This is a genomic window from Roseateles sp. P1_C1_2 (genome assembly GCF_056406535.1).
Map to the genome: position 1 here is coordinate 25,028 of NZ_JBFUAB010000019.1, position 19,828 is coordinate 44,855.

The 19,828-nt window shown below is 69.1% G+C and carries 16 protein-coding genes; 3 read left to right on the forward strand and 13 right to left on the reverse strand.

Annotated features, from left to right (window positions below; translation table 11 throughout):
* Positions 1–2 precede the first annotated feature (2 nt).
* Together AC1D2H_RS19220 and AC1D2H_RS19225 are read right to left on the reverse strand one after the other, a co-directional pair.
* On the reverse strand, positions 3–1,229 hold the full coding sequence (locus tag AC1D2H_RS19220) for an MFS transporter (RefSeq protein WP_477931451.1): 1,227 nt from the start codon (positions 1,227–1,229) through the stop codon (positions 3–5).
* A 14-nt stretch (positions 1,230–1,243) separates the two neighbouring features.
* Positions 1,244–1,621: a YciI family protein gene (locus AC1D2H_RS19225; protein ID WP_457324161.1), complete on the reverse strand. Its 378-nt coding sequence runs from the start codon at positions 1,619–1,621 to the stop codon at positions 1,244–1,246.
* A gap of 169 nt (positions 1,622–1,790) precedes the next feature.
* Here AC1D2H_RS19225 and AC1D2H_RS19230 point away from each other — a divergent pair, with 169 nt between their 5' ends.
* Entirely contained in the window at positions 1,791–2,807 is a 1,017-nt protein-coding gene (locus AC1D2H_RS19230) for a LacI family DNA-binding transcriptional regulator (RefSeq protein WP_478012084.1), read from the forward strand.
* Here the strand turns inward: AC1D2H_RS19230 and AC1D2H_RS19235 are convergent.
* Positions 2,790–3,302, reverse strand: coding sequence for a hypothetical protein (locus AC1D2H_RS19235; protein WP_477931453.1), 513 nt, complete (start codon positions 3,300–3,302; stop codon positions 2,790–2,792). The two genes, AC1D2H_RS19230 and AC1D2H_RS19235, sit on opposite strands and share 18 nt — an antisense overlap.
* Before the next feature lie 171 nt (positions 3,303–3,473).
* Between AC1D2H_RS19235 and AC1D2H_RS19240 the strand changes: the two genes are divergently transcribed.
* Together AC1D2H_RS19240 and AC1D2H_RS19245 are read left to right on the forward strand one after the other, a co-directional pair.
* Entirely contained in the window at positions 3,474–5,156 is a 1,683-nt protein-coding gene (locus AC1D2H_RS19240; RefSeq protein ID WP_478012085.1) for a methyl-accepting chemotaxis protein, read from the forward strand.
* A 93-nt stretch (positions 5,157–5,249) separates the two neighbouring features.
* The gene (locus AC1D2H_RS19245; RefSeq protein WP_477931946.1) at positions 5,250–5,570 is read left to right on the forward strand and encodes a plasmid stabilization protein; all 321 of its coding nucleotides are present in this window, start codon (positions 5,250–5,252) and stop codon (positions 5,568–5,570) included.
* Here AC1D2H_RS19245 and AC1D2H_RS19250 read toward each other — a convergent pair.
* The 10 genes from AC1D2H_RS19250 to AC1D2H_RS19295 form a co-directional block, all read right to left on the reverse strand.
* Positions 5,564–6,739 (reverse strand): hybrid sensor histidine kinase/response regulator, encoded by a 1,176-nt coding sequence (locus tag AC1D2H_RS19250; protein ID WP_478012086.1) that lies wholly within the window; start codon positions 6,737–6,739, stop codon positions 5,564–5,566. The two genes, AC1D2H_RS19245 and AC1D2H_RS19250, sit on opposite strands and share 7 nt — an antisense overlap.
* On the reverse strand, positions 6,736–7,317 hold the full coding sequence (locus tag AC1D2H_RS19255; RefSeq protein WP_477931944.1) for a chemotaxis protein CheB: 582 nt from the start codon (positions 7,315–7,317) through the stop codon (positions 6,736–6,738). Before AC1D2H_RS19255 ends, AC1D2H_RS19250 begins: the two co-directional genes overlap by 4 nt.
* A gap of 2 nt (positions 7,318–7,319) precedes the next feature.
* A complete protein-coding gene (locus tag AC1D2H_RS19260; RefSeq protein ID WP_477931943.1) occupies positions 7,320–8,138 on the reverse strand; it encodes a CheR family methyltransferase in 819 nt (272 codons plus the stop codon).
* Between the two features lie 235 nt (positions 8,139–8,373).
* Positions 8,374–11,820 carry a response regulator gene (locus AC1D2H_RS19265; RefSeq protein ID WP_478012087.1) on the reverse strand — a complete coding sequence of 1,149 codons (3,447 nt, stop codon included), beginning with the start codon at positions 11,818–11,820 and terminating at the stop codon, positions 8,374–8,376.
* Positions 11,821–11,988: 168 nt separating this feature from the next.
* Positions 11,989–12,357, reverse strand: a complete 369-nt coding sequence (locus tag AC1D2H_RS19270) for a response regulator (RefSeq protein ID WP_477931941.1) — start codon at positions 12,355–12,357, stop codon at positions 11,989–11,991.
* A gap of 69 nt (positions 12,358–12,426) precedes the next feature.
* Positions 12,427–14,433, reverse strand: a complete 2,007-nt coding sequence (gene tkt, locus AC1D2H_RS19275; protein ID WP_478012088.1) for a transketolase — start codon at positions 14,431–14,433, stop codon at positions 12,427–12,429.
* Positions 14,430–15,380, reverse strand: coding sequence for a transaldolase (gene tal / locus AC1D2H_RS19280; protein WP_478012089.1), 951 nt, complete (start codon positions 15,378–15,380; stop codon positions 14,430–14,432). Before tal ends, tkt begins: the two co-directional genes overlap by 4 nt.
* Positions 15,381–15,430: 50 nt before the next feature.
* Positions 15,431–16,894: a xylulokinase gene (gene xylB, locus AC1D2H_RS19285; protein WP_478012090.1), complete on the reverse strand. Its 1,464-nt coding sequence runs from the start codon at positions 16,892–16,894 to the stop codon at positions 15,431–15,433.
* Between the two features lie 2 nt (positions 16,895–16,896).
* Complete coding sequence (gene xylA, locus AC1D2H_RS19290; RefSeq protein ID WP_478012091.1) at positions 16,897–18,213, reverse strand: xylose isomerase; 1,317 nt, start codon at positions 18,211–18,213, stop codon at positions 16,897–16,899.
* A gap of 49 nt (positions 18,214–18,262) precedes the next feature.
* Entirely contained in the window at positions 18,263–19,819 is a 1,557-nt protein-coding gene (locus tag AC1D2H_RS19295; protein WP_477931936.1) for an MFS transporter, read from the reverse strand.
* Positions 19,820–19,828: the final 9 nt, after the last annotated feature.

The window sequence follows — 19,828 nt, forward strand, 5'->3', positions numbered from 1 at the left end:
GCTCATGCCGGCACGGCGGCCAGGGGCCGCTTGGGCAGGCGCGTGAACGCCAGGGCGCACAGGAAGGAACCCATGCCCATCGCAAAGGCGCCGATGAAGAGCCAGGAGTAGGTCGAGAACGAGTCGTAGATCAGCCCGCCCAGCACCGGCCCCAGCGCCATGCCGATGCTGCTGGCCATGGCGGTGCCGCCGATCACCGTGCCCATCATGCGCAGCGGGAAGTTGTCGCGGGCGATGACGGCGAACAACGGCATCACGCCGGCATAGGTGAAACCGAACAGGGCAGCCACCGTGTAGAAGCTCTTCAGCTCGCGGGCATAGATGTAGCCGAGCACGACGATGGCCTGGGCCAGCAGAGCCAGCACCAGGGTGCGCGCCGCGCCGAAGCGGTCGCCCAGCAGGCCGAACACGAGGCGCCCGCCCATGCCGGCCAGGCCTTCCAGGCTGTAGATGGACACGGCGGCCATCAGCGGGATGCCACAGGTGACGGCATAGCTGACCGTGTGGAAGATCGGTCCCGAGTGGGTGGCGCAGGTCAGGAAGCTGGTCAGCACCAGGATCAGGAAGGGCGCCGAGCGCACCACCTGGGCGACGGAGGGGCCGGCCTCCTGGGGCGCATCGGGTGAGGCCGCAGCCAGGGCCAGCGCCGGCGGGCGGCGGATCAGCAGCGCGGCGGGCAGCATGAGGCCCGCCACCACGGCCGCGACGATCTGCAGCGTGCTGCGCCAGTCGTGGCCCTGCACCAGCCAGGCGACCAGTGGCGACATGGTCATCGGCGCCATGCCCATGCCTGCCGACACCAGGGACACGGCCAGGCTGCGGTGGGTGTCGAACCAGCCGGTGACGCAGGCCATCAGCGGCGCAAAGATGGCCGCCGCGCTGAGGCCGACGACGGCGCCGAAGCAGACCTGGAAGGCCAGCAGCGAGGTGGCGAGGCTGGACAGCGTCAGGCCGGCGATCAGCAGCAGCGTGCCCACCACCACCACCGGGCGCGGCCCGGTGCGGTCGGACAGGGCACCCCAGAACATGCTGCCAGCGGCCATGGCCACGAAGGCGACGGTCATGGCCGTGGAGATGCCGGTGGTGGACCAGCCCGTGTCCAGGGCGATGGGCCGCAGCAGCACCGGCAGCGAAAAGAGGGCGCCGATGGCGACGCAGCCGAGCAGGCCGCCGGCGGCGACGATGACCCAGCGGTAGTGCTCGCGCAGGGGAGTTGTCCAGGAGGGCATGGCCGGTCCTTTCTTCAGGAAACTGAATGGGTGCAGCCCTCTCCGGGGCCGTCGATCTGGCGCAATTCGCACACGAGGTCCCAACCGGTGCCGTGCAGGCGCAGGAAACGCTGGGTCAGCTCGAATGCCTCGGCACGGGACGGCGCCTCGAAGATGGCGTAGCCGGCGATGACCTCCTTGGTCTCGGTGAAGGGGCCGTCCACCACCGAGAGCTGGCCGTCGCGGTGCAGGCGCACGCGCACGCCTTCCGAGCTGGGCCGCAGTCCGGCGGTGCTGACGAGCTGCCCCGAGCGGGTCAGCTCGTCGATCAACTGGCCCATGTCGGCCATCAGCTGCTCGGTGGGGCCTTGGCCGGTGGTTTCGTCGGCGCGGATCATCGAAAGGAATCGCATGGTCGGGTCTCCCGGGTCACGGTGCGGCGGAGCGATGGCGCCGCCTCACCCCACGACGAACGACGCCCCGCCAAATCGACAAGCCCGGTTTTTTGATGGCCCTCGCTTGCCCAATGCCCGAACTTGATGCACGATTGCGTTCGATTTGACAGCGTTGTCATTGGGTCTGATGAAAAGCCAAGCTAACTCCTCTCATGCCGCCACCCTGCGCATGGTGGCCGACGCCTCCGGGGTGTCGACGACGACGGCCTCGCGCGTGATCAACAACGCGCCGCATGTGAAGCCCGAGAAGCGCGAGGCCGTGCTGGCGGCCATCGCGCGGCTGGGTTTTGTGCCCAACACCATCGCGCGGGCGCTGGCCGACGGGCGCTCGCGCACCATCGGCATCGTCGTGCAGCACTTCGAGAGCCCCTGCTATGCCTGGACGCTGCGCGGCGTCGAGGAGGCCTTGTCCAAGGCCGGCTATGGCCTGGTCGTGGCCAGCGGGCATTGGGACCGTCGCGAGGAGGAGCGCTGCGTGCAGTCGCTGAAGGCGCGCCGCGTGGACGGCATCATCGTGCTGACCGGCATGCTGGACGACCACTTCCTGACCGAGCTGGCCCAGGACCTGCCCGTCGTGGCGACCGGCCGGGATCTGAAGGCGCCGGGCCTGCACTGCCTGCACTCCAACGACTTCGAGGGCGCCCGCGCCGCGACACGGCATCTGATCCAGCGCGGCCACCGCCGCATCGCCCACATCACCGGCGACCCCAGCCATCCGGATGCGGTCGAGCGCGAGCAGGGCTACCGCGCCGCGCTGGAGGAGGCCGGCATCGCGCTGGACCGGGCCCTGGTGGTGCGTGGCAACTACCAGGAACCCAGCGGCGAGCGTGGCGCGGAAGACCTGCTGCGCCGCGGCGTCGAGTTCACGGCCCTGTTCGCCGCCAACGACCAGATGGCGACCGGTGCCGCCCAGGCCCTGTACCGCCATGGCCTGCGCATTCCCGAGGATGTGTCGGTCGTCGGCTTCGACGACGTGCTGGCCGCGGCCCATGCCTGCCCGCCGCGCACGACGGTCAATCTGTCGCCGGCCGAACTGGGCCGCCGCGCGGCCGCGGCCATGCTGGACCTGCTGGCCCACAAGCGGCCGCGGGCCGTGGCGCCCGAGCCCGAGCTGGTGGTGAGGCTGTCAACGCGCTTTGTCTGAGGCGCTGCGGCCCTGCTGCGCGAGGTGGGCCTGCAAGGCCTCGCTCAGGCGCCGGGGGTTGTGCGCCAGGCTGCCCAGGGGGATGCTCAGATCGCCGCCACTGAAGAGGCGGCGCCAGAACCTCGCGCGCACCACCTCGCCGTCGGGCAGGCGGGCTCCGGGAAGCAGCACCAGCACCAGCGCACCTCCCTTGTAAAGCTCCACGTTGGCGGACGCGATGACGCGCCAGGGCAGGTGGGTGTTGAGGTGGAAGTTGTCGGTGATGCCGCGCGCATCGACGACCAGGGCCGGGCCTGTTTGACGCAGCGCTTTCCAGGCCGGAACAGCCAGGCTGGCCGCCAGGGCCAGGCAGGTCAGCGCACCTAGCAGACCCATCGCCCAACCCAGCTTCGGGCCCAGCAGCTGCGGCAGCCACAGCAAGGAATACAGGCCGCTGAATGCCATGACGAAGGCAAAGGGCAGTGAGAACACGGCCGTCCAGCGGCGGCGTTCCAAGGAGAGGGTGGGCGGCTGGGGCTGTGGGGATGGCGGACGCATGGCTGTGGCGCAGTTTGCCGGACGCCCGGGCCGGCGAACCCGGTACTTGCTCGCATGCTGCGCCGCACAAATCCTTTGACAGCGCAGCCGGGCCCTGCCTAGAGTTGCCCCACCTAACGGGAGCACAAGATGGACTGGTTGAAACAAGTCAGGATAGGCCCGCGTCTGGGTCTGGCCTTTGGTGTCGTGCTGTGCCTGCTGGCCGCCGTGGCCCTGCTGGGACGGGCCAGCCTGGCCCAGGTGGCTGCGGGCCTGGAGACGGTCTATGAAGACCGCACCGTGCCGCTGGCCCAGCTCGGTGACATCAGCCGACTGACGATACGCAACCGCTTCCTGCTCGCCGACATGATGCTGAAGGCCGAGCCCGCGGTCATCGAGAAACACACGCAGGAGATGGCGGCCAACATCAAGTCCATCGACGAGCTGCTCAAGCAATACCTGGCGACCAAGCTGACCCCTGAGGAAAAGCAGCTGGCCGACCGCTTCGTCGCCGCGCGCAGCAGCTATGCCCAACAAGGCCTGGCGCCGGCGCGCGCCGCCCTGCTCAAGGGCGAGATGGAGGCCGCACGGGCCCTTTACGACGGCAAGGTCGCCGAGATGGCGCCGCAAGTGGCCGACACCCTGGGCGAGCTGCAGCGCCTGCAGGTGCGCGTGGCCAAGGAGGAGTACGACGCAGCCCAGGCCATCCAGCATCGCGCCGAATGGATCACGCTGTCGGCCGCCGTGTTCGCCGTCGCCATGGGTGCGGTGCTGGCCTGGCTGATCACGCGCTCCATCACGCAGCCGGTCGCCGTCGCCGTGCAACTGGCCGAAGCCGTCTCGGCGGGTGACCTGCGCCAGAGCATCACGGTGCGCGGCCAGGACGAGGTGGCGCAACTGCTGCGCGCGCTGGCGAGGATGAACGACAACCTGGCGCGGATCGTCAGCCAGGTGCGGCACAGCTCGGACTCGATTGCCACCGGCTCGTCCGAGATCGCCACCGGCAACGCCGACCTGTCGCAGCGCACCGAGGAGCAGGCGGCCAACCTGCAGCAGACGGCCGCGTCGATGGAGGAGATGAGCGCGACGGTCAAGCAGAACGCCGACATCGCGCGCACCGCCACCCAGCTCGCCAGCAGCGCCAGCGGCGTGGCGTCCAAGGGCGGCGAGGTGGTGGGCCGTGTCGTCAGCACCATGGACGAGATCACGACCAGCTCGCGCAAGATCGTCGACATCATCGCGACCATCGATGGCATCGCCTTCCAGACCAACATCCTGGCACTGAACGCGGCGGTGGAAGCCGCGCGCGCCGGCGAGCAGGGGCGCGGCTTCGCGGTCGTGGCCGGCGAGGTGCGCGTGCTGGCACAGCGCTCCGCCGAGGCCGCCAAGGAGATCAAGAGCCTGATCAGCCAGAGCGTCGAGAGGGTCGACGCGGGCTCCCAACTGGTGGCCGAGGCCGGCAGCACCATGGGCGAGATCGTCGCCCATGTGAAGCGCGTGGCCGACCTGATCGGCGAGATCGACGCGGCCAGTGGCGAACAGGCCAAGGGCATCAACCAGGTCAGCGAAGCCGTCAACCAACTCGACCAGGTCACACAGCAGAACGCCGCCCTGGTCGAGGAATCGGCTGCCGCGGCCGAGAGCCTGAAGCATCAGGCGGCGCGCCTGGCCGAGGTGGTCGATCAGTTCAAGCTCGGTGCGGAGGTGCAGGCGCCGCCGCCGCCACGGCGAGCGCCCGCGGTGGCCCGCGCGGCCGCGCCGCGACCCGCCCTCAAGCCGGCCCGACCGGCCATGGCGGCCGAGGAGGGCGGCAGCAACTGGGAAAACTTCTGAACGGCCTCGACGGGATGTAAGCAGGACGGTGTCCTACAACCCGGCATTCCGGAGCGTCGCAAGGTGTGGCCATCGCAACTGCCGGAGACCGCCATGCCCCGCGGTGACAAGTCGTCGTACACCGACAAGCAGAAACGCCAGGCCGAGCACATCGAGGAAGGCTACGAGGACCGCGGCGTACCCAAGAAGGAAGCAGAGGCGCGCGCCTGGGCCACGGTGAACAAGGAGACCGGTGGCGGCAAGAAATCGGGCTCAGGCCGGGGCCAGCCCGAGAACCACGAGCCGTCTCGCAAAGGCGGGCGCCTCGGTGGCCAGGCCGCGGCGAACCGCAGCGCGGCGGAACGTTCAGCGTCGGCCAAGAAGGCCGCGGCCACGCGCAAGCGCAATGCCGAGGCCCGCGCCCGCGGTCACTGAAGCATTGGCAGCCTGATCTCGAAACGCGCGCCCTCGCCGGGCGCGCTCTTCACCGTCAGGCTGCCGCCATGGGCCTGCACGAAGTAGCGGCTGATGAACAGGCCCAGGCCCATGCCCGGCGAGTTCCGGGCCGCGGCGCCGCGTTCGAACTGTTCAAAGATGCGCTGCTGCTCGTCGGCGGCAATGCCCGCGCCCTGGTCCGTGACGGCCAACAGCGCCATGCCGTCGGCGGTGCGGCTGACGTCGACCCGCACCGGCTTGCCGTCGCCATAGCGCAGCGCGTTGCTGAGCAGGTTGATGAGGACCTGGCCGATGCGGCTGTCGTCCCAGTCGCCCACGACGCCATCGGCCGATTCCACCTGCAGGGGCACGTCGCGGTAGTGGACGTCGAAGTCGGCCACGACGTGGCGCACCAGCTCGCCGAGATCGGTGCGGCGCGGGCGGATGGACAGCTTGCCATGCTGGATGCGCGAGATGTCGAGCATGTCGTCGATGAGGCGGGTCATGCTGCGCAGCTGGCGGTCGTCGCGGGCCACCATGGACTGCAGGCGCTCGCGGCTGAACCAGGCCAGGTCATCCTTCTTGAGTTTTTCCTGGCGCATCACCGCGTCCAGGGTCATCACGCTCAGCGGCGTGCGCAGCTCGTGGGACACCATGGACATGAACTCGTCGCGCATCGCCAGCGCACGCTGCAGCTCGCCCTGCGTGTGCTGCAACGTCGCCAGCAGGCGCTCCTGCTCGGCACGCGCGGCTTCCAGTTCGACGAGCCGGTGGCGCAGCTCGCGGCTCTTCAGGTGCAGTTCGGTGAAGACGCGCACCTTGCTCTTCACCGCATGCGGGTCCAGCGGCTTGTAGAGGAAGTCGACGGCGCCGTTCTCATAGCCGCGGAAGGTGTAGGAAGGCTCGCGGTCCGCCGCGCTGACGAAGACGATGGGCAGGTGCATGGTGCGCGAGCTGCCGCGGATCAGCTCGGCCAGCTCAAAGCCCGTCATGCCGGGCATCTGCACATCGAGCAGGGCCAGCGCGAACTCGTGCTCGAGCAGCAGCGACAGGGCTTCTTCGCCCGAGGTGGCGGTGTGCACTTGCAGGCGCTCGTCGCGCAGCAGCGCCTCCAGCGCGAGCAGGTTCTCGGGCAGGTCGTCGACGAGGAGGAGCTTGGCGATGGTCATGAACCACCCCCCAGGCGCAGCAGCATTTGGTGGATGTCTTTCAAGGGCAGGATGTGATCGGGTGGGCAGCGGGCGATGGCCGCCTCGGGCATGGTGGCCACGTCGGCCTCGGCGGGTTGCTGGACGAAGGTGAGGCCGCCGCGCTCATGGATGGCGGCCATGCCTTCGGCGCCGTCCATGTTGGCACCGGTCAGCAGCACACCCGCCAGGTTCCGACCATAGGCGTCCGCGGCCGACATCATCAGCACGTCGATGGAGGGCCGCGCGAAGCTGACCGGTGCTTCGTTGCTGAAGGCGAAGCTGCGGTCCGCCTCCACCAGCAGGTGGTAGTCGGCGCTGGCGACATAGACGGTGCCTGGCTGGATGGGCTCCTTGTCCGCGGGCTCGCGAACCGGCAGGGACAGATGCTGGGCGAGCACGTTTTCGAGCCGGCTCTTGTGGTGCGGCAGCAGGTGCAGCACGGCGATGATGGGCAGGGGAAATCCGGCGGGCAGCGGCGCCAGCAGGGCCAGCAGGGCCGCGACGCCTCCGGCCGAGGCGCCGACGACGATGAGTTCGATAGGAGCGGGCTGCTTCATCTTCAGCGTTTTCGGAACAGCCGTTCCCGCAGCGCCACGGGCTCGAAGTCCTGGCCGCGCGGGCAGAAGTCCAGGCTCTCCTTGCTGCCGATGCCGAGGAAGCCGCGATGGCAGAGCGACTGCGAGAACAGGCCGAGGGCGCGATCCTGCAGCTTGCGGTTGAAGTAGATCAGCACGTTGCGGCAGCAGATCAGGTGGGTCTCGGCAAAGACGTGATCGGTGGCGAGGCTGTGGTCGGCGAAGGTGACGTGGCGGCACAGCTCGCGGTCGAAGCGGGCGGCGTCGTAGGCGGCCGTGTAGTAGTTCGAGAAGCCCGCCTTGCCGCCGGCCGCCTGGTAGTTGCGCGTGTACTGCTGCAGCTCGGCAAGCGGGAAGATGCCCTGGCGGGCGCGCTCCAGCGCGGCGGGGTTGATGTCGGTGGCGTAGATGAGGCTGCGCTCCAGCAGGCCTTCCTCCTGCAGCAGGATGGCCAGCGAATAGACCTCCTCGCCGCTGGCGCAGCCAGCCACCCAGATCTTCAGCGACGGGTAGGTGTGCAGCACGGGCATGACGTGCTGGCGCAGCGCGAGGAAGAACTCCGGCTCGCGGAACATCTCCGTGAAGGGGATGGTCAGCATCTGCAGCAGCTGGGCAAAGGCAGCGGCGTCGCGCAGCACCAGGCCCTGCAGGGCCGAGACCGAATCGCACTTCAGCTGCGCCATGGCATGCAGCACGCGGCGCTTCTGCGAGGCCCCCGAATACTCGCGGAAGTCATGGCTGTAGCGCGTGTAGATGGCCTCCATCAGCAGGCGCACCTCCAGGTCGATGACGGCCTGCGGCATGGTTACGCGCCCCTCGTCCAGCGTCGCGCCGCTGAACGCGGGCGCCGCTGGCCGGGACCGCTCTGCGGCCGGCAGCCGCAGAGCTTCGGCAGGCACAGGCCGTCCACCGGACGCCCTGTGTCCGGCCTCAGCCCCCGAGGGGACGGCGATGCTTGCTGCAATGAGCCGCAAGCACATCGCCCAAGGCGGGCCGGCTTGGGAGCGGCCCGGCGCTCGGCCCGCAAAAGATAGGCCCTCATATCGAGGGCAGCCAGACGCGCAGCAGCGACATCAGCCGGTCCGGATCAAGCGGCTTGGCCAGGTAGTCGTTGGCACCGGCGCGGCGGCACTGCTCCTGGTCGTCGCGCATGGCCTTGGCGGTGATGGCGATGACGGGCAGCTTTTGCCAGCGCGCGTCGGCACGGATGCGGCGCGTGGCCTCCAGGCCGTCCATGACGGGCATCATGACGTCCATCAGCACGATGTCGATGTCGTCGTGAGCCGCCAGCTTTTCCAGCGCCTCGACGCCGTTGCGGGCCGGCTCCACCGTAAGGCCGCGCTGCTCCAGCACGCTGGTCAGCGCGAAGATGTTGCGCGCGTCGTCGTCCACCAGCAGCACCTTGCGGCCCTCGAACACCAGCTCGCGGTTGCGCGCCGTGCGCAGCATGTCACGGTGCTCGCCCGACATGCGCGACTCCACCTTGTGCAGGAACAGCGTCACCTCGTCCAGCAGCCGCTCGGGCGAGCGGGCGCCCTTGATGATGATGGAGCGCGAGTAGCGGTTCAGCTCGGCCTCCTCCTCGCGGCTGAGGTGGCGGCCGGTGTAGACGATGACGGGCGGCGGCGTCTTCTCGCCGCTGCGCGCGGCCATGCGCGACAGCAGCTCGGTGCCGTCCATGTCGGGCAGCTTGAGGTCGATGATCATGCAGTCGAAGTGCTGTTCGTCCAGCAGCTTCAGCGCCTGCTCGCCGCGCTCCACGGCCACCACTTCGACATCGTCGTCGGCGATCAGATGGGCGACGCTCTCGCGCTGGCGCTGGTCGTCCTCCACCAGCAGCAGGCGGCGCACCTGCTCGGCGCCGTGGCGCTCCAGCTTGTGGAAGATGTCGACCAGCTCCTGCCGCGTCATCGGCTTGATGGCGGTGCCGACGGCGCCCATGGGCAGGGCCACCTCGCGGAAGTCCTCGCCGGCAATGATGTGCACGGGGATGTGGCGGGTGCGCGGGTCTTCCTTCAGGCGCTGCAGCACCGACAGGCCCGAGCCGTCGGGCAGGCGCACGTCCAGCAGGATGGCCTGGGGCAGGTGGGTGGTGGCCAGCTCCAGCGCCTCGCGGCCGTGGGTGGCGACGAGGCAGCGGTACTGCATCTCGTGTGCCAGGTCGTAGAGGATGCCGGCGAAGTTGGTGTCGTCCTCCACCACCAGGGCCAGGCGGCGCGGTGCGGCGTCGCGCGTCAGCTCGGGGCGGTCGTCGGCAAAGGCGGGCGGCGCCGGTGTCGCGTCATCGGCGGGTGCCAGCCAGGCGGCGGGTGCCGGTGGGGCGGCCGGTGGCGGCTCGGTGGCGGCGCTGACGGGCAGTTGCGCGGGCAGGGTCAGCGTGAACTGGCTGCCCTGGCCTTCGACGCTGCTCAGGTGGAGGTCGCCGCCGAGCAGGCCCGCAAGCTGGCGCGAGATGGACAGGCCCAGGCCGGTGCCACCGAAGCGTCGGTTCAGCGCGCCGTCACCCTGGTGGAAGGCCTCGAAGACACGCTGCTGCTGGCCGGCCGGGATGCCGATGCCGGTGTCCGTGACGACGAAGCCGATACGGCCGCCCTCGCGAGCTTCGATGGCCAGCGTCACCGAACCCTTCTCGGTGAACTTGATGGCGTTGGACAGCAGGTTGCGCAGGATTTGCTCGACGCGCTGGCCGTCGCTGACGATGGCGGCGGGCAGGCCCGGCGCGAGGTGGATGTCGAAGCGCAGCTGCTTGTCCTGGGCCAGCGGCTGGAAGGTGCGCTGCATGGCTTCGGCCAGGGCGCGCAGGTCCAGCGCGCGTGGCGCGACCTCCAGCTTGCCGGCCTCGACCTTGGACAGGTCCAGGATGTCGTTGATCAGCGTCAGCAGGTCCTGGCCGGCCGAGTGGATGGTGGTGGCGAACTTGAGCTGCTCGGCGCTGAGGTTGCCTGGGCGGTTCTCCACCAGCAGCTTGGACAGGATCAGCGAGCTGTTCAGCGGCGTGCGCAGCTCGTGCGACATATTGGCCAGGAACTCGCTCTTGTAGCGGCTGGCGCGCTGCAGCTCCAGGGCGCGCTCCTTCAGCTCGGCCTGGGCCTGGCCCAGGGCCGCATTGCGGCGCGACAGCGTCTCGGCCTGCTCGCCCAGCTGCACATTGGTCTGCTCCAGCTCGGCGCGCTGCTCCTCCAGGTTCAGCTGCGATTCGCTGAGCACGCGGGCCTGCTCGCCGAGTTCCTCGTTGGCCGAGCGCAGCTCCTCCTGCTGCACCTGCAGCTCCTCGTTGAGCTGGCGGGTTTCCTCGATGGACAGCTGCAGCTTGTGGCGGAAATGGGCCGCCTCCAGCAGCGTGCCCAGCATGGGTTGGAGCTGCTCCAGCAGCTCCAGCGTGCGGCTGTCGGGGGCGTCCATGAAGCCCAGTTCGAAGACGCCGTTCACGGCCCCTTCGTTCAGGGCCGGCACCAGCACGACTTCCTGCGGCGTGGCCTCGCCCAGGGTGGTGGCCACCTTCAGGAAGTCGGCCTTCAGGCCGGGCAGGCGCAAGGGCCGCCCGTCGCGCCAGACCTGGGCCAGCAGGCCGCCCTCGGCGTCGACCGGCTCGGCGCGGTCCGACGCCAGGCCGTGTGTGGCCATGCGGTAGGGCCGGCCGTCCTCGCCGCGCACAAAGGCCGCCGACACGACGGCGCCGACGCGCTCCGCGAGGAAGGCCAGCGTGCGGTTGCCGATGCCGGCCATCGCGCGCTCGCCCACCAACTGCTGGCTCAACTCGGCCTGGGCCCCTTGCAGCCAGGCGCGTGCCTCGTTGTCACGCGCGGTCGCGCGCGCGGCGGACAGCGCCTCGCCGTATTCGCGCGACAGGGCCAGCACGTCGCGCCGGCCGGCCCATGCGATGGCAGCACTGGCCACCAGCAGCAGCGCGATATAGCCGCCTACGGCCGTCCACAAGCCGTTCTGCGCGTCCTCGTTGCGCTCGCGCAGCAGACGCAGTTCGTTCTCGCCAAAGGCCCGCAGTTCGCGGCGGATCTCGTCCATCAACTGCTTGCCGGTCTGCAGGCGGATGGAGTCTTCGATCGTCTCACCGCGACGGCGCATGTCGATGATCTTCTGCGCGAACTCGTTCCAGCGCTGCGCCAGCGCGCCGACGCGACGCAGCCGGTCGACCTGGGTCGGGTTGTCGGCGGCCAGCGCCTGGGCGCCCTGCAGTTCCGCGCCGAACTTGGACTGGCCCAGCACATAGGGCGCCAGAAAGCTCTCGTCGCCGGCGATCGCGAAGCCGCGCATGCCGCTTTCCTGATCGACGATCAGTGCCGCCAGTTCATGCCCCTTGGCGACCATGCGATGCGTGTGGTCCACCCAGTTGAGCAAGCCCGCGAGGTGCCACAGCAGGCCGACGAAAACGATGACGCTGCCCAGTCCCATCGCCAGCGGGATGGCGAGGTTGCGCGTCAGGATGCGATTGAATTGACTCGTGTCTTCAGCACCGGTGCCGGTCATCGCCTGCCTTTGAGTTGTCGCGAGTGCCTCATCGGCCTCATGCAAAGCCGGAACAAAACGCAAGACGCATGCCGCGAGCGAAGCGGGTGTCCGCCCATGGAGGCGTCGGCTCGAGCCGGGCCGGCTCAGCGCAGAGCAAACTGGCAATCGGCAAAATTTGCCGTCAACTCATCCGCGCGGGGGAAAGAAACGCCTCAGTCTTTCCACCGACAGCGGCTTGCTCAGCACGTGATCGATGCCGGCACGCATCGCTTCGTCGTGGGCCTTCACGCCCGTGCGGCCGGTCACGGCGATGAGGACGAGGTCGGGGCCATAGCTCGCCCGCAGGCGCTTGGACAGCTCGACGCCGTCGAGGTCGGGCAGGCCGAGGTCGACGAGGGCACAGACGGGCTGGTACTCCTGCACCGCGGTGACGGCGTCCTTGGCGTTGGTGGCGAAGCGCACGCTGTAGCCGTCTTCCCGCAACAGCTCGCTCAATGCCTCGCAGGCATCCAGGTCGTCGTCGACCAGCACGAGCCTGATGTCCTCCCTAGCCATGGCGCTTCTCCTCTGGATCTGTAACGCTTTGATATCCAGATTAAGCAATTGCGATGCCTGCTTGTTGGCCTACAGCCTCAGGCAGCTCAGTCCCGCGTCGACCACGGCCTGCACCGTCAGGCCGAAGTGCCGGGCCAGGGCGGCCGCCGGTGCCGACTCGCCAAAGCTGTCGATGCCGACGACGGCGCCTTCCAGGCCGACGTACTGCCGCCAACCCGCCGTGACACCCGCTTCGACGGCCACGCGCGGCACGCCCAGCGGCAGCACGGCGCGGCGCCAGGCGGCGTCCTGCTGCTCGAAGGCGAAGCAGGAGGGCATGGACACGACGCGTGCGTTGACGCCGCGTGCGGCCAGGGTCTTGTGCGCGTCGACGGCCAGGCCGAGTTCAGAGCCGGTGGCGATCAGCACGAGCTGCAGCGGCCGGTCGGGGGACTCCTTCACCAGCACATAGCCGCCACGCTCGATGGCGGCCAGCGTGTCCGCATCGCGCGGCTGGTGGGCCAGGTTCTGGCGCGACAGGATCAGGCAGGTGGGCGTGTGCAGATGGCGCACGGCGGTCTGCCAGGCCACCTCGGTCTCGACCGCGTCGCCAGGGCGCCAGACATCCAGGTTGGGCACGAGGCGCAGCGTGGCGAGCTGCTCCACGGGCTGGTGGGTGGGGCCGTCCTCACCCAGGCCGATGGAGTCGTGGGTGAAGACGTAGATGGGGTTGATGCGCATCAGCGCCGCCATGCGGATGGCGTTGCGGGCGTACTCCGAGAACATCAGGAAGGTGCCGGCAAACGGCCGCAGGCCGCCGTGCAGCGTGACACCGGTCTGGATGGCCACCATGGCGAACTCGCGCACGCCGTAGTGCAGATAGTTGCCGCCCCCGGCCGCTTGGGTCACCGAGCGGCAACCCTGCCACTGCGTCAGGTTGGACGGCGCGAGGTCGGCCGAGCCGCCCAGCAGTTCGGGCAGTAGCGCGGCCAGGGCGGTGAGGCTGTTCTGCGAGGCCTTGCGCGAGGCCAGCGTGTCGCCGCGCTGGGCGGTGGCGGCCAGCAGTTCACCGCAGCGGGCGTCGAAGTCGGCGGGTAGCTCACCACGCAGGCGGCGCTCCAGCTCGGCGGTGCTCGCGGGTTCGGCCTGGCGACGACGCTCCAGCGCGGCCTGCCATTGCGCCTGCAGCGCGGCGCCACGTTCGCGCGCATCCAGGGCCCGCCGCGCGCCCTCGGGCACGACGAAGGGTGCATGCGGCCAGTTGAGCGCTTCCCGCACGGCCTGCACTTCGGCGGGACCCAGCGGCGCGCCGTGCACGTCGTGGCCGCCGGCCTTGTTGGGCGAGCCGCGGCCGATCTGGGTGCGGGCGCAGATGAGCACCGGCTTGTCGGAGGAGGCCGTGGCGGTGCGCAGTGCGGCGTCGATGGCGGCGAAGTCATGCCCATCGACGTTGCGGATGACGCGCCAGCCATAGGCCTCGAAGCGGGCCGGTGTGTCGTCGCTGAACCAGCCCTGCACGTCACCGTCGATGGAGATGCCGTTGTCGTCGTAGATGACGACGAGCTTGTGCAGGCCCCAGGTGCCGGCCAGCGAACAGGCCTCGTGGGAGATGCCTTCCATCAGGCAGCCATCGCCGCAGAAGACGAAGGTGCGGTGATCGATGAGTGGGTGCTCGGCGGTGTTGAACTCGGCCGCGAGCAGCTGCTCGGCCAGGGCCATGCCGACGGCGTTGGCGATGCCCTGGCCGAGCGGGCCGGTCGTCGTCTCGACGCCGGGCGTCAGGCCCACCTCGGGATGGCCGGGCGTCTTGCTGTGAAGTTGGCGGAAGGCCTTGAGCTCTTCGATGGGCAGGTCGTAGCCACTCAGGTGCAGCAGGCCGTAGAGCAGCATGGAGCCATGGCCATTGGACAGCACGAAGCGGTCGCGATTCGGCCACGCCGGGTCGGCCGGGTTGTGGCGCAGATGCTGGCTCCACAGCACGGCGGCGATGTCGGCCATGCCCATGGGCATGCCGGGGTGGCCGGAGTTGGCCTGCTGCACGGCATCGACGGCGAGCATGCGCAGCGCATTGGCGGCGAGGGTGAGGTCGGTGCTCATGCTTGGGTGGCGCGGATCAGTTGTTCGAGGGTCTCGGTGTCGGCGATGAACTGCGCGATGCCCTCGGCGAGCTTGTCGCGGGCCATGGCATCGGCGGCCAGGGCGGCGTGGAACTCGGCCTCCGTCAATGCGGGCGGTGGTGCCTCGATGTGGCCCTCGTTCAGCGCGAGGCGGCGTTCGACGGGGGTGACTGCCTTGTCCAGTTCGGCCAGCAGCGCCGGGCTGATGGTCATCAGGTCGCAGCCGGCCAGCGCGACGATCTGGCCGGTGTTGCGAAAGCTCGCGGCCATCACTTCGGTGCGGATGCCGTGGCGCTTGTAGTGGCGGTAGATCTCTTCGACGGAGCGCACGCCGGGGTCGTTGGGGCCGGCCATGGCCGCCTCGTCCCAGCTCGAGCCCGCTGTCTTCTTGAACCAGTCGTAGATGCGACCGACGAAGGGCGAGATCAGCCGCACGCCGGCGTCGGAACAGGCCCTCGCCTGCGCGAGGCAGAACAGCAGCGTGAGGTTGGTGTGAATGCCCTGTTGCTCCAGCTGGCGCGCCGCCTGGATGCCTTCCCACGTCGAGGCCAGCTTGATCAGCACACGGGCGCGCGGCACACCGGCGGCGGCATAGAGAGAGATGAGGCGCTGCGCCGTCGCGACGGAAGCTGCGGTGTCATGACTCAGGCGTGGGTCGATCTCGGTCGACACGCGACCGGGCACGAGCTTGAGGATCTCGACGCCGAAGGCCACCAGCAGATGCTCGGCCACGGTCGTTGTCGAGGCGCCGGGGTGGGCAGCGACGGCTTGCTCCAGCAGCGGCCGGTAGCGCGGCTGCTGTACGGCCTTCAGCACCAGGGACGGGTTGGTCGTCGCATCTTGCGGTCGGAATTGCGCGAGCTGGTCGAAGTCGCCGGTGTCGGCGACGACGGTGGTGTGTTGGCGGAGCTGGTCGAGGCTGTTCATGGGCGTGACGGGGCCTGCCGCGCGAACGGCATGGCCTGGAGTGAGGAAGGTCAGGAGAACTCGGCGCGCAGCGCCTCGTACAGGCGCTTGAAGCGCTCAAAGCGCGGCCGCAGTTCGGCGGCCAGGGCGGCATCGGGTTCGGCCACGCGGGCGATCTCGGGCGTGCGGCAGACCTCGTCGACATTGCCGCCACAGGCCAGCCAGGCCAGGCGGGCCGCGCCGAGGGCACCACCGGCTTCGGCACCGACACCGTTGACGAGGCGCACGTTCAGCAGCGAGGCGAGCACCTTCGCCCACCATTCGCTGCGCGCGCCACCGCCCACCAGCCACAGCGACTCCGCCGTGCCGCCGCCGGCTTGCAAGGCCTGCCAGCCATCCAGCAGGCCAAAGCCCACGCCTTCGAGCACGGCATAGCCCAGGGCCGCCGCGTCATGCTCGTGCGTCAGGCCGAAGAACACGCCCTGCGCATTGGCGTTGTTGTGCGGCGTGCGTTCGCCGCTCAGATAGGGCAGGAAGATCGGTGCCTGCCGGCGCTGCGTGGCGCTCAGCGCGGCGACCTTGGCGATCAGTTCGGCCTCACCGGGCTCGCCCAGCAATTGCGTGACCCAACGCAGCGCACTGGCCGCACTGAGCATGACGCTCATCTGGTGCCAGGTGTCGGGCAGCGCGTGGCAGAAGGCGTGCACCGCCCTCGCTGGGTTGGGGCTGAAGGCCGGGTTGCACAGGAAGATGACGCCCGAGGTGCCGAGCGACAGAAAGCCCTGGCCCGGCTTGACGACGCCCATGCCGACGGCGCTGGCCGCGTTGTCGCCACCGCCACCCGCGATGGGGATGCCGGCCTTCAGGCCCCAGCGTTCGGCCAGCTCATGCTTGAGGCCGGCACTCGGGTCGCTGCCCTCGACGAGGCGCGGCATCTGGCTTTCATCGAGCCCCGTCAGCGCCAGCGCCTCGGGCGACCAGCGGCGCCTGGCCACGTCCAGCCACAGCGTGCCGGCGGCGTCGCTCATTTCGCTGACATAGGAGCCGCTCAAGCCAAGCCGCAGCCAGTCCTTGGGCAGCAGCACCTTGGCCACGCGGGCAAAGAGCTCGGGCTCGTGCTGGCGCATCCACGCCAGCTTGGGGGCGGTGAAGCCCGGCATCGCCAGGTTGCCGGTGATGGCCGGCAGCTCGGGGCAGGCGGCCATCATCTCGGCGCATTGGGCGGCGCTGCGGCCGTCGTTCCACAGGATGGCCGGCCGCAGCACGCGGTCTTCCGCATCCAGCGTCACGGCGCCATGCATCTGCCCCGACAGCCCGATGCCACGCACGCGGGCCAGGGCCGCCGCGTGGCTCTGGCCGAGCTTGGCCATGCCTTCGTCGAGCGCGGCCCACCAGGCGGCAGGGTCCTGCTCGCTCCAAAGCGGCTGCGGCCGCTGCACGGTCAGTGCCACGCCGGTGGTCGCGACGATGTGGTGCTGCTCGTCGAGCAGCAGCAGCTTCAGCTCGGAGGTGCCGAGGTCGATGCCCAGGAACATGCTCAGATGAAAGCGTTGACGACGTTTTCCAGGCGTTCCTGGCGACCCGAGCGGGCTTGCGGCGAGATGCCCTGGGCGTGCACGACGGCGGCCAGATCGTCGAGGCTTGCACCCGCGTGGATCTTCTGGCCCAGCTCGCCGTTCCAGCCCGCGTAGCGATCGCCAACGGCCTTCTCCAGCTGACCGCTTTCGTACAGCGCCGCCGCGCTCAGGAAGGCGCGGGCCATGGTGTCCATGCCGCCGATGTGGCCCTCGAGCTGGTCGGTCGGGTCGATGGACTGGCGGCGCACCTTGGCGTCGAAGTTGGTGCCACCGGTCGTGAAGCCACCCGCGCGGATGATCTCCAGCATGGCCGGCACCAGCGCCGCGTGGTTGTTGGGGAACTGGTCGGTGTCCCAGCCCAGCTGCTCGTCGCCGCGGTTGGCGTCGATGGAGCCGAAGATGCCCAGGGCGCAGGCGGTGGCCACTTCATGCTCGAAGCTGTGGCCGGCCAGCGTGGCGTGGTTCACCTCGAGGTTGACCTTGACCTCGTTCTCCAGGCCGTAGGTCTTCAGGAAACCATAGACCGTGGCGCTGTCGTAGTCGTACTGGTGCTTGGTGGGTTCCTGCGGCTTGGGCTCGATGAGGATGGCGCCCTTGAAGCCGATCTTGTGCTTGTGCTCGACGACGGCGGACAGGAAGCGGCCGTACTGCGCCAGCTCGCGCTTGAGGTCGGTGTTCAGCAGCGTCTCGTAGCCTTCGCGGCCGCCCCACAGCACATAGTTCTGGCCGCCCAGGCGGTTCGTCCACTCCAGCACATGCTTCACTTGCGCGGCGGCATAGGCGAAGACCTCGGGGTCGGGGTTGGTGGCAGCACCGCTCATGAAGCGCGGGTTGCTGAACAGGTTGGCCGTGCCCCAGAGCAGGCCGATCTTCTGATCCTGCATCTTCTTGGCGGCGGCTTCGAGCAGGCCGTCGAGGATGCGGTTGGACTCGGCGAGGCTGGCGCCTTCGGGGGCCACGTCGCGGTCATGGAAACACCAGTAAGGCAGGCCGAGCTTGCCGAACAGGTCGAAGGCGGCGTCCAGCTTGATCTTGGCCGCCGTGACGGCGTCTTGCTCGGCGAACCAGTTGCGCTGATGGGCGGTGGCGCCCAGGCCGAAGATGTCCTCGCCCTTCCAGCAGAAGTTGTGCCAGTAGCAGACGGCGGGGCGCAGGTGCTCGGCCAGGGTCTTGCCCATCACGACGCGCTTGGCGTCATACCAGCGGTAGGCCAGCGGGTTGGTGGACTGGGGGCCTTCGTATTGAACGGTGGGGAGGTCGGAATAGGCGGTGCTCATGGCGGGGTCCTTACTGCGGGATCAACAAAGATGGGTGTGGGAATGGAAGTCAGGCGGTGGCCGGTACGGCGTGGGTCGGGCCGCTGCCGTCGCCGGGATCGGCGCCGGCCTGGCGGCGGCGCTGGGCGAGTTCGTCGGACATGCGCAGCGTGGTCTGCTTGTCCAGCTTGTTGACGAGCAGGCACAGCGTGCAGGCGGCGAACAGCCCGCCGACGACGAAGCTGGACGCCACGCGGTAGCCCTCGATGGCGTTGGGCGCCGAGGGCAGCTGGGTGTCGTAGCCGAACAGGCCGGCGAGGATCCACAGGAAGCCGGCACCACCCAGGGCGAGGCCCACCTTCAGCGAGAAGCCGATGGTGGCGAACACCATGCCCGTGAAACGCCGGCCGGTCTGCCATTCGGAGTAGTCGGCGGCGTCGGCATACATGGACCACATGACGGCCACGCTGGGCGCGTAGACGATGGCGCCGAGCACGTGCAGAGCGAGCATGAGCCACACGGCGTCAGGCGGCAGGAAGTACAGCGCGCAGGCGGTCAGCGTCGACAGGCCGAAGCTGGCGATGCCGATGGCGCGGCGACCGTAGCGGGCCGACAGCCCCATGGACGCCATGATGACGATGATGGTCGTCGCGAAGCCGGCCATGTTGATGATGCTGTTGAACACGTCGGCGGCGTTGGAGCCGGCGATGTTGTCGCGCGTGCCGTGCACGATGTAGCCCAGGGTGTCGGCCAGGCTGCCGGTACCGGCTGCATCCGGCGTCGTCAGGCCGAGTGCTGCGACGAAGTCGAACATCGCCGCCTTGTCGGCGTAGTGGTGGTAGTAGTTGTAGTGGGCGCCGCCGCGCAGGGCCAGCATGCCGAACTGGAACAGCGTGTAGAGGACCAGCGTGATCCAAGGGCCGTTCTTCAGCAGGTCCGAGAAGTCCTGCCTGGGCGAGCTGTGCGTCTCGACGAGGGGCTTGACGCGCTCCCGCGTCGTGAAGAAGGTGACGAGGAAGAGCACCAGGCAGGCCACGGCCCAGATGGTCATGGTGACCTGCCAGCCGTGGGCGCGGTCATGCCCCTGCGCGAACTTGGCTACCAGCGGCAAGGTGAAGCCGCCGACGATGAACTGCGCCGCGTTGACCGACACGAAGCGGTAGGAGTTCAGCTTGGTGCGCTCGTTCAGGTCCGCCGTCATGACCCCGCTCATGGCCGAGTAGGGCATGTTGTTCATCGAGTACAGCGTCATCAGCAGCGTGTTGGTGATGCCCGCATACGCGACCACCATGCCGGTGCTCCAGCCCCAGCTCGGGTCGGGCGCCGTGTAGGCCAGCACCATGACGATGGCCCAGGGCACCGAGGTCCACAACACCCAGGGGCGGAACTTGCCCCAGCGCGTGTTGGTGCGATCGGCCAGCACGCCCATGATGGGATCGAAGAAGGCGTCCCACAGCTTGGGCCACAGCAGGATGGCCGCGGCCGTGCTGGCGCTCAGCCCGAACACGTCCGTGTAGAAGTTCAGCTGGAACAGGATCATGGACATGAAGACCAGGTTCGCTGCGGCATCGCCGCAGCTGTAACCGGCCTTCTCCACGAAGGACAGGGGCTGATGGGTGGTGGCCATGGATTTGTC

Bases quoted from the DNA above. Each gene is read 5' to 3' on its own strand.
- AC1D2H_RS19245 (WP_477931946.1), top strand. From the start codon at position 5,250: ATGCCCCGCGGTGACAAGTCGTCGTACACCGACAAGCAGAAACGCCAG.
- xylA (WP_478012091.1), bottom strand. From the start codon at position 18,213: ATGAGCACCGCCTATTCCGACCTCCCCACCGTTCAATACGAAGGCCCC.
- AC1D2H_RS19240 (WP_478012085.1), top strand. From the start codon at position 3,474: ATGGACTGGTTGAAACAAGTCAGGATAGGCCCGCGTCTGGGTCTGGCC.
- AC1D2H_RS19220 (WP_477931451.1), bottom strand. From the start codon at position 1,229: ATGCCCTCCTGGACAACTCCCCTGCGCGAGCACTACCGCTGGGTCATC.
- tkt (WP_478012088.1), bottom strand. From the start codon at position 14,433: ATGAGCACCGACCTCACCCTCGCCGCCAATGCGCTGCGCATGCTCGCC.
- tal (WP_478012089.1), bottom strand. From the start codon at position 15,380: ATGAACAGCCTCGACCAGCTCCGCCAACACACCACCGTCGTCGCCGAC.
- AC1D2H_RS19230 (WP_478012084.1), top strand. From the start codon at position 1,791: ATGAAAAGCCAAGCTAACTCCTCTCATGCCGCCACCCTGCGCATGGTG.
- AC1D2H_RS19295 (WP_477931936.1), bottom strand. From the start codon at position 19,819: ATGGCCACCACCCATCAGCCCCTGTCCTTCGTGGAGAAGGCCGGTTAC.
- AC1D2H_RS19270 (WP_477931941.1), bottom strand. From the start codon at position 12,357: ATGGCTAGGGAGGACATCAGGCTCGTGCTGGTCGACGACGACCTGGAT.
- xylB (WP_478012090.1), bottom strand. From the start codon at position 16,894: ATGTTCCTGGGCATCGACCTCGGCACCTCCGAGCTGAAGCTGCTGCTG.
- AC1D2H_RS19225 (WP_457324161.1), bottom strand. From the start codon at position 1,621: ATGCGATTCCTTTCGATGATCCGCGCCGACGAAACCACCGGCCAAGGC.
- AC1D2H_RS19260 (WP_477931943.1), bottom strand. From the start codon at position 8,138: ATGCCGCAGGCCGTCATCGACCTGGAGGTGCGCCTGCTGATGGAGGCC.
- AC1D2H_RS19255 (WP_477931944.1), bottom strand. From the start codon at position 7,317: ATGAAGCAGCCCGCTCCTATCGAACTCATCGTCGTCGGCGCCTCGGCC.
- AC1D2H_RS19265 (WP_478012087.1), bottom strand. From the start codon at position 11,820: ATGACCGGCACCGGTGCTGAAGACACGAGTCAATTCAATCGCATCCTG.
- AC1D2H_RS19250 (WP_478012086.1), bottom strand. From the start codon at position 6,739: ATGACCATCGCCAAGCTCCTCCTCGTCGACGACCTGCCCGAGAACCTG.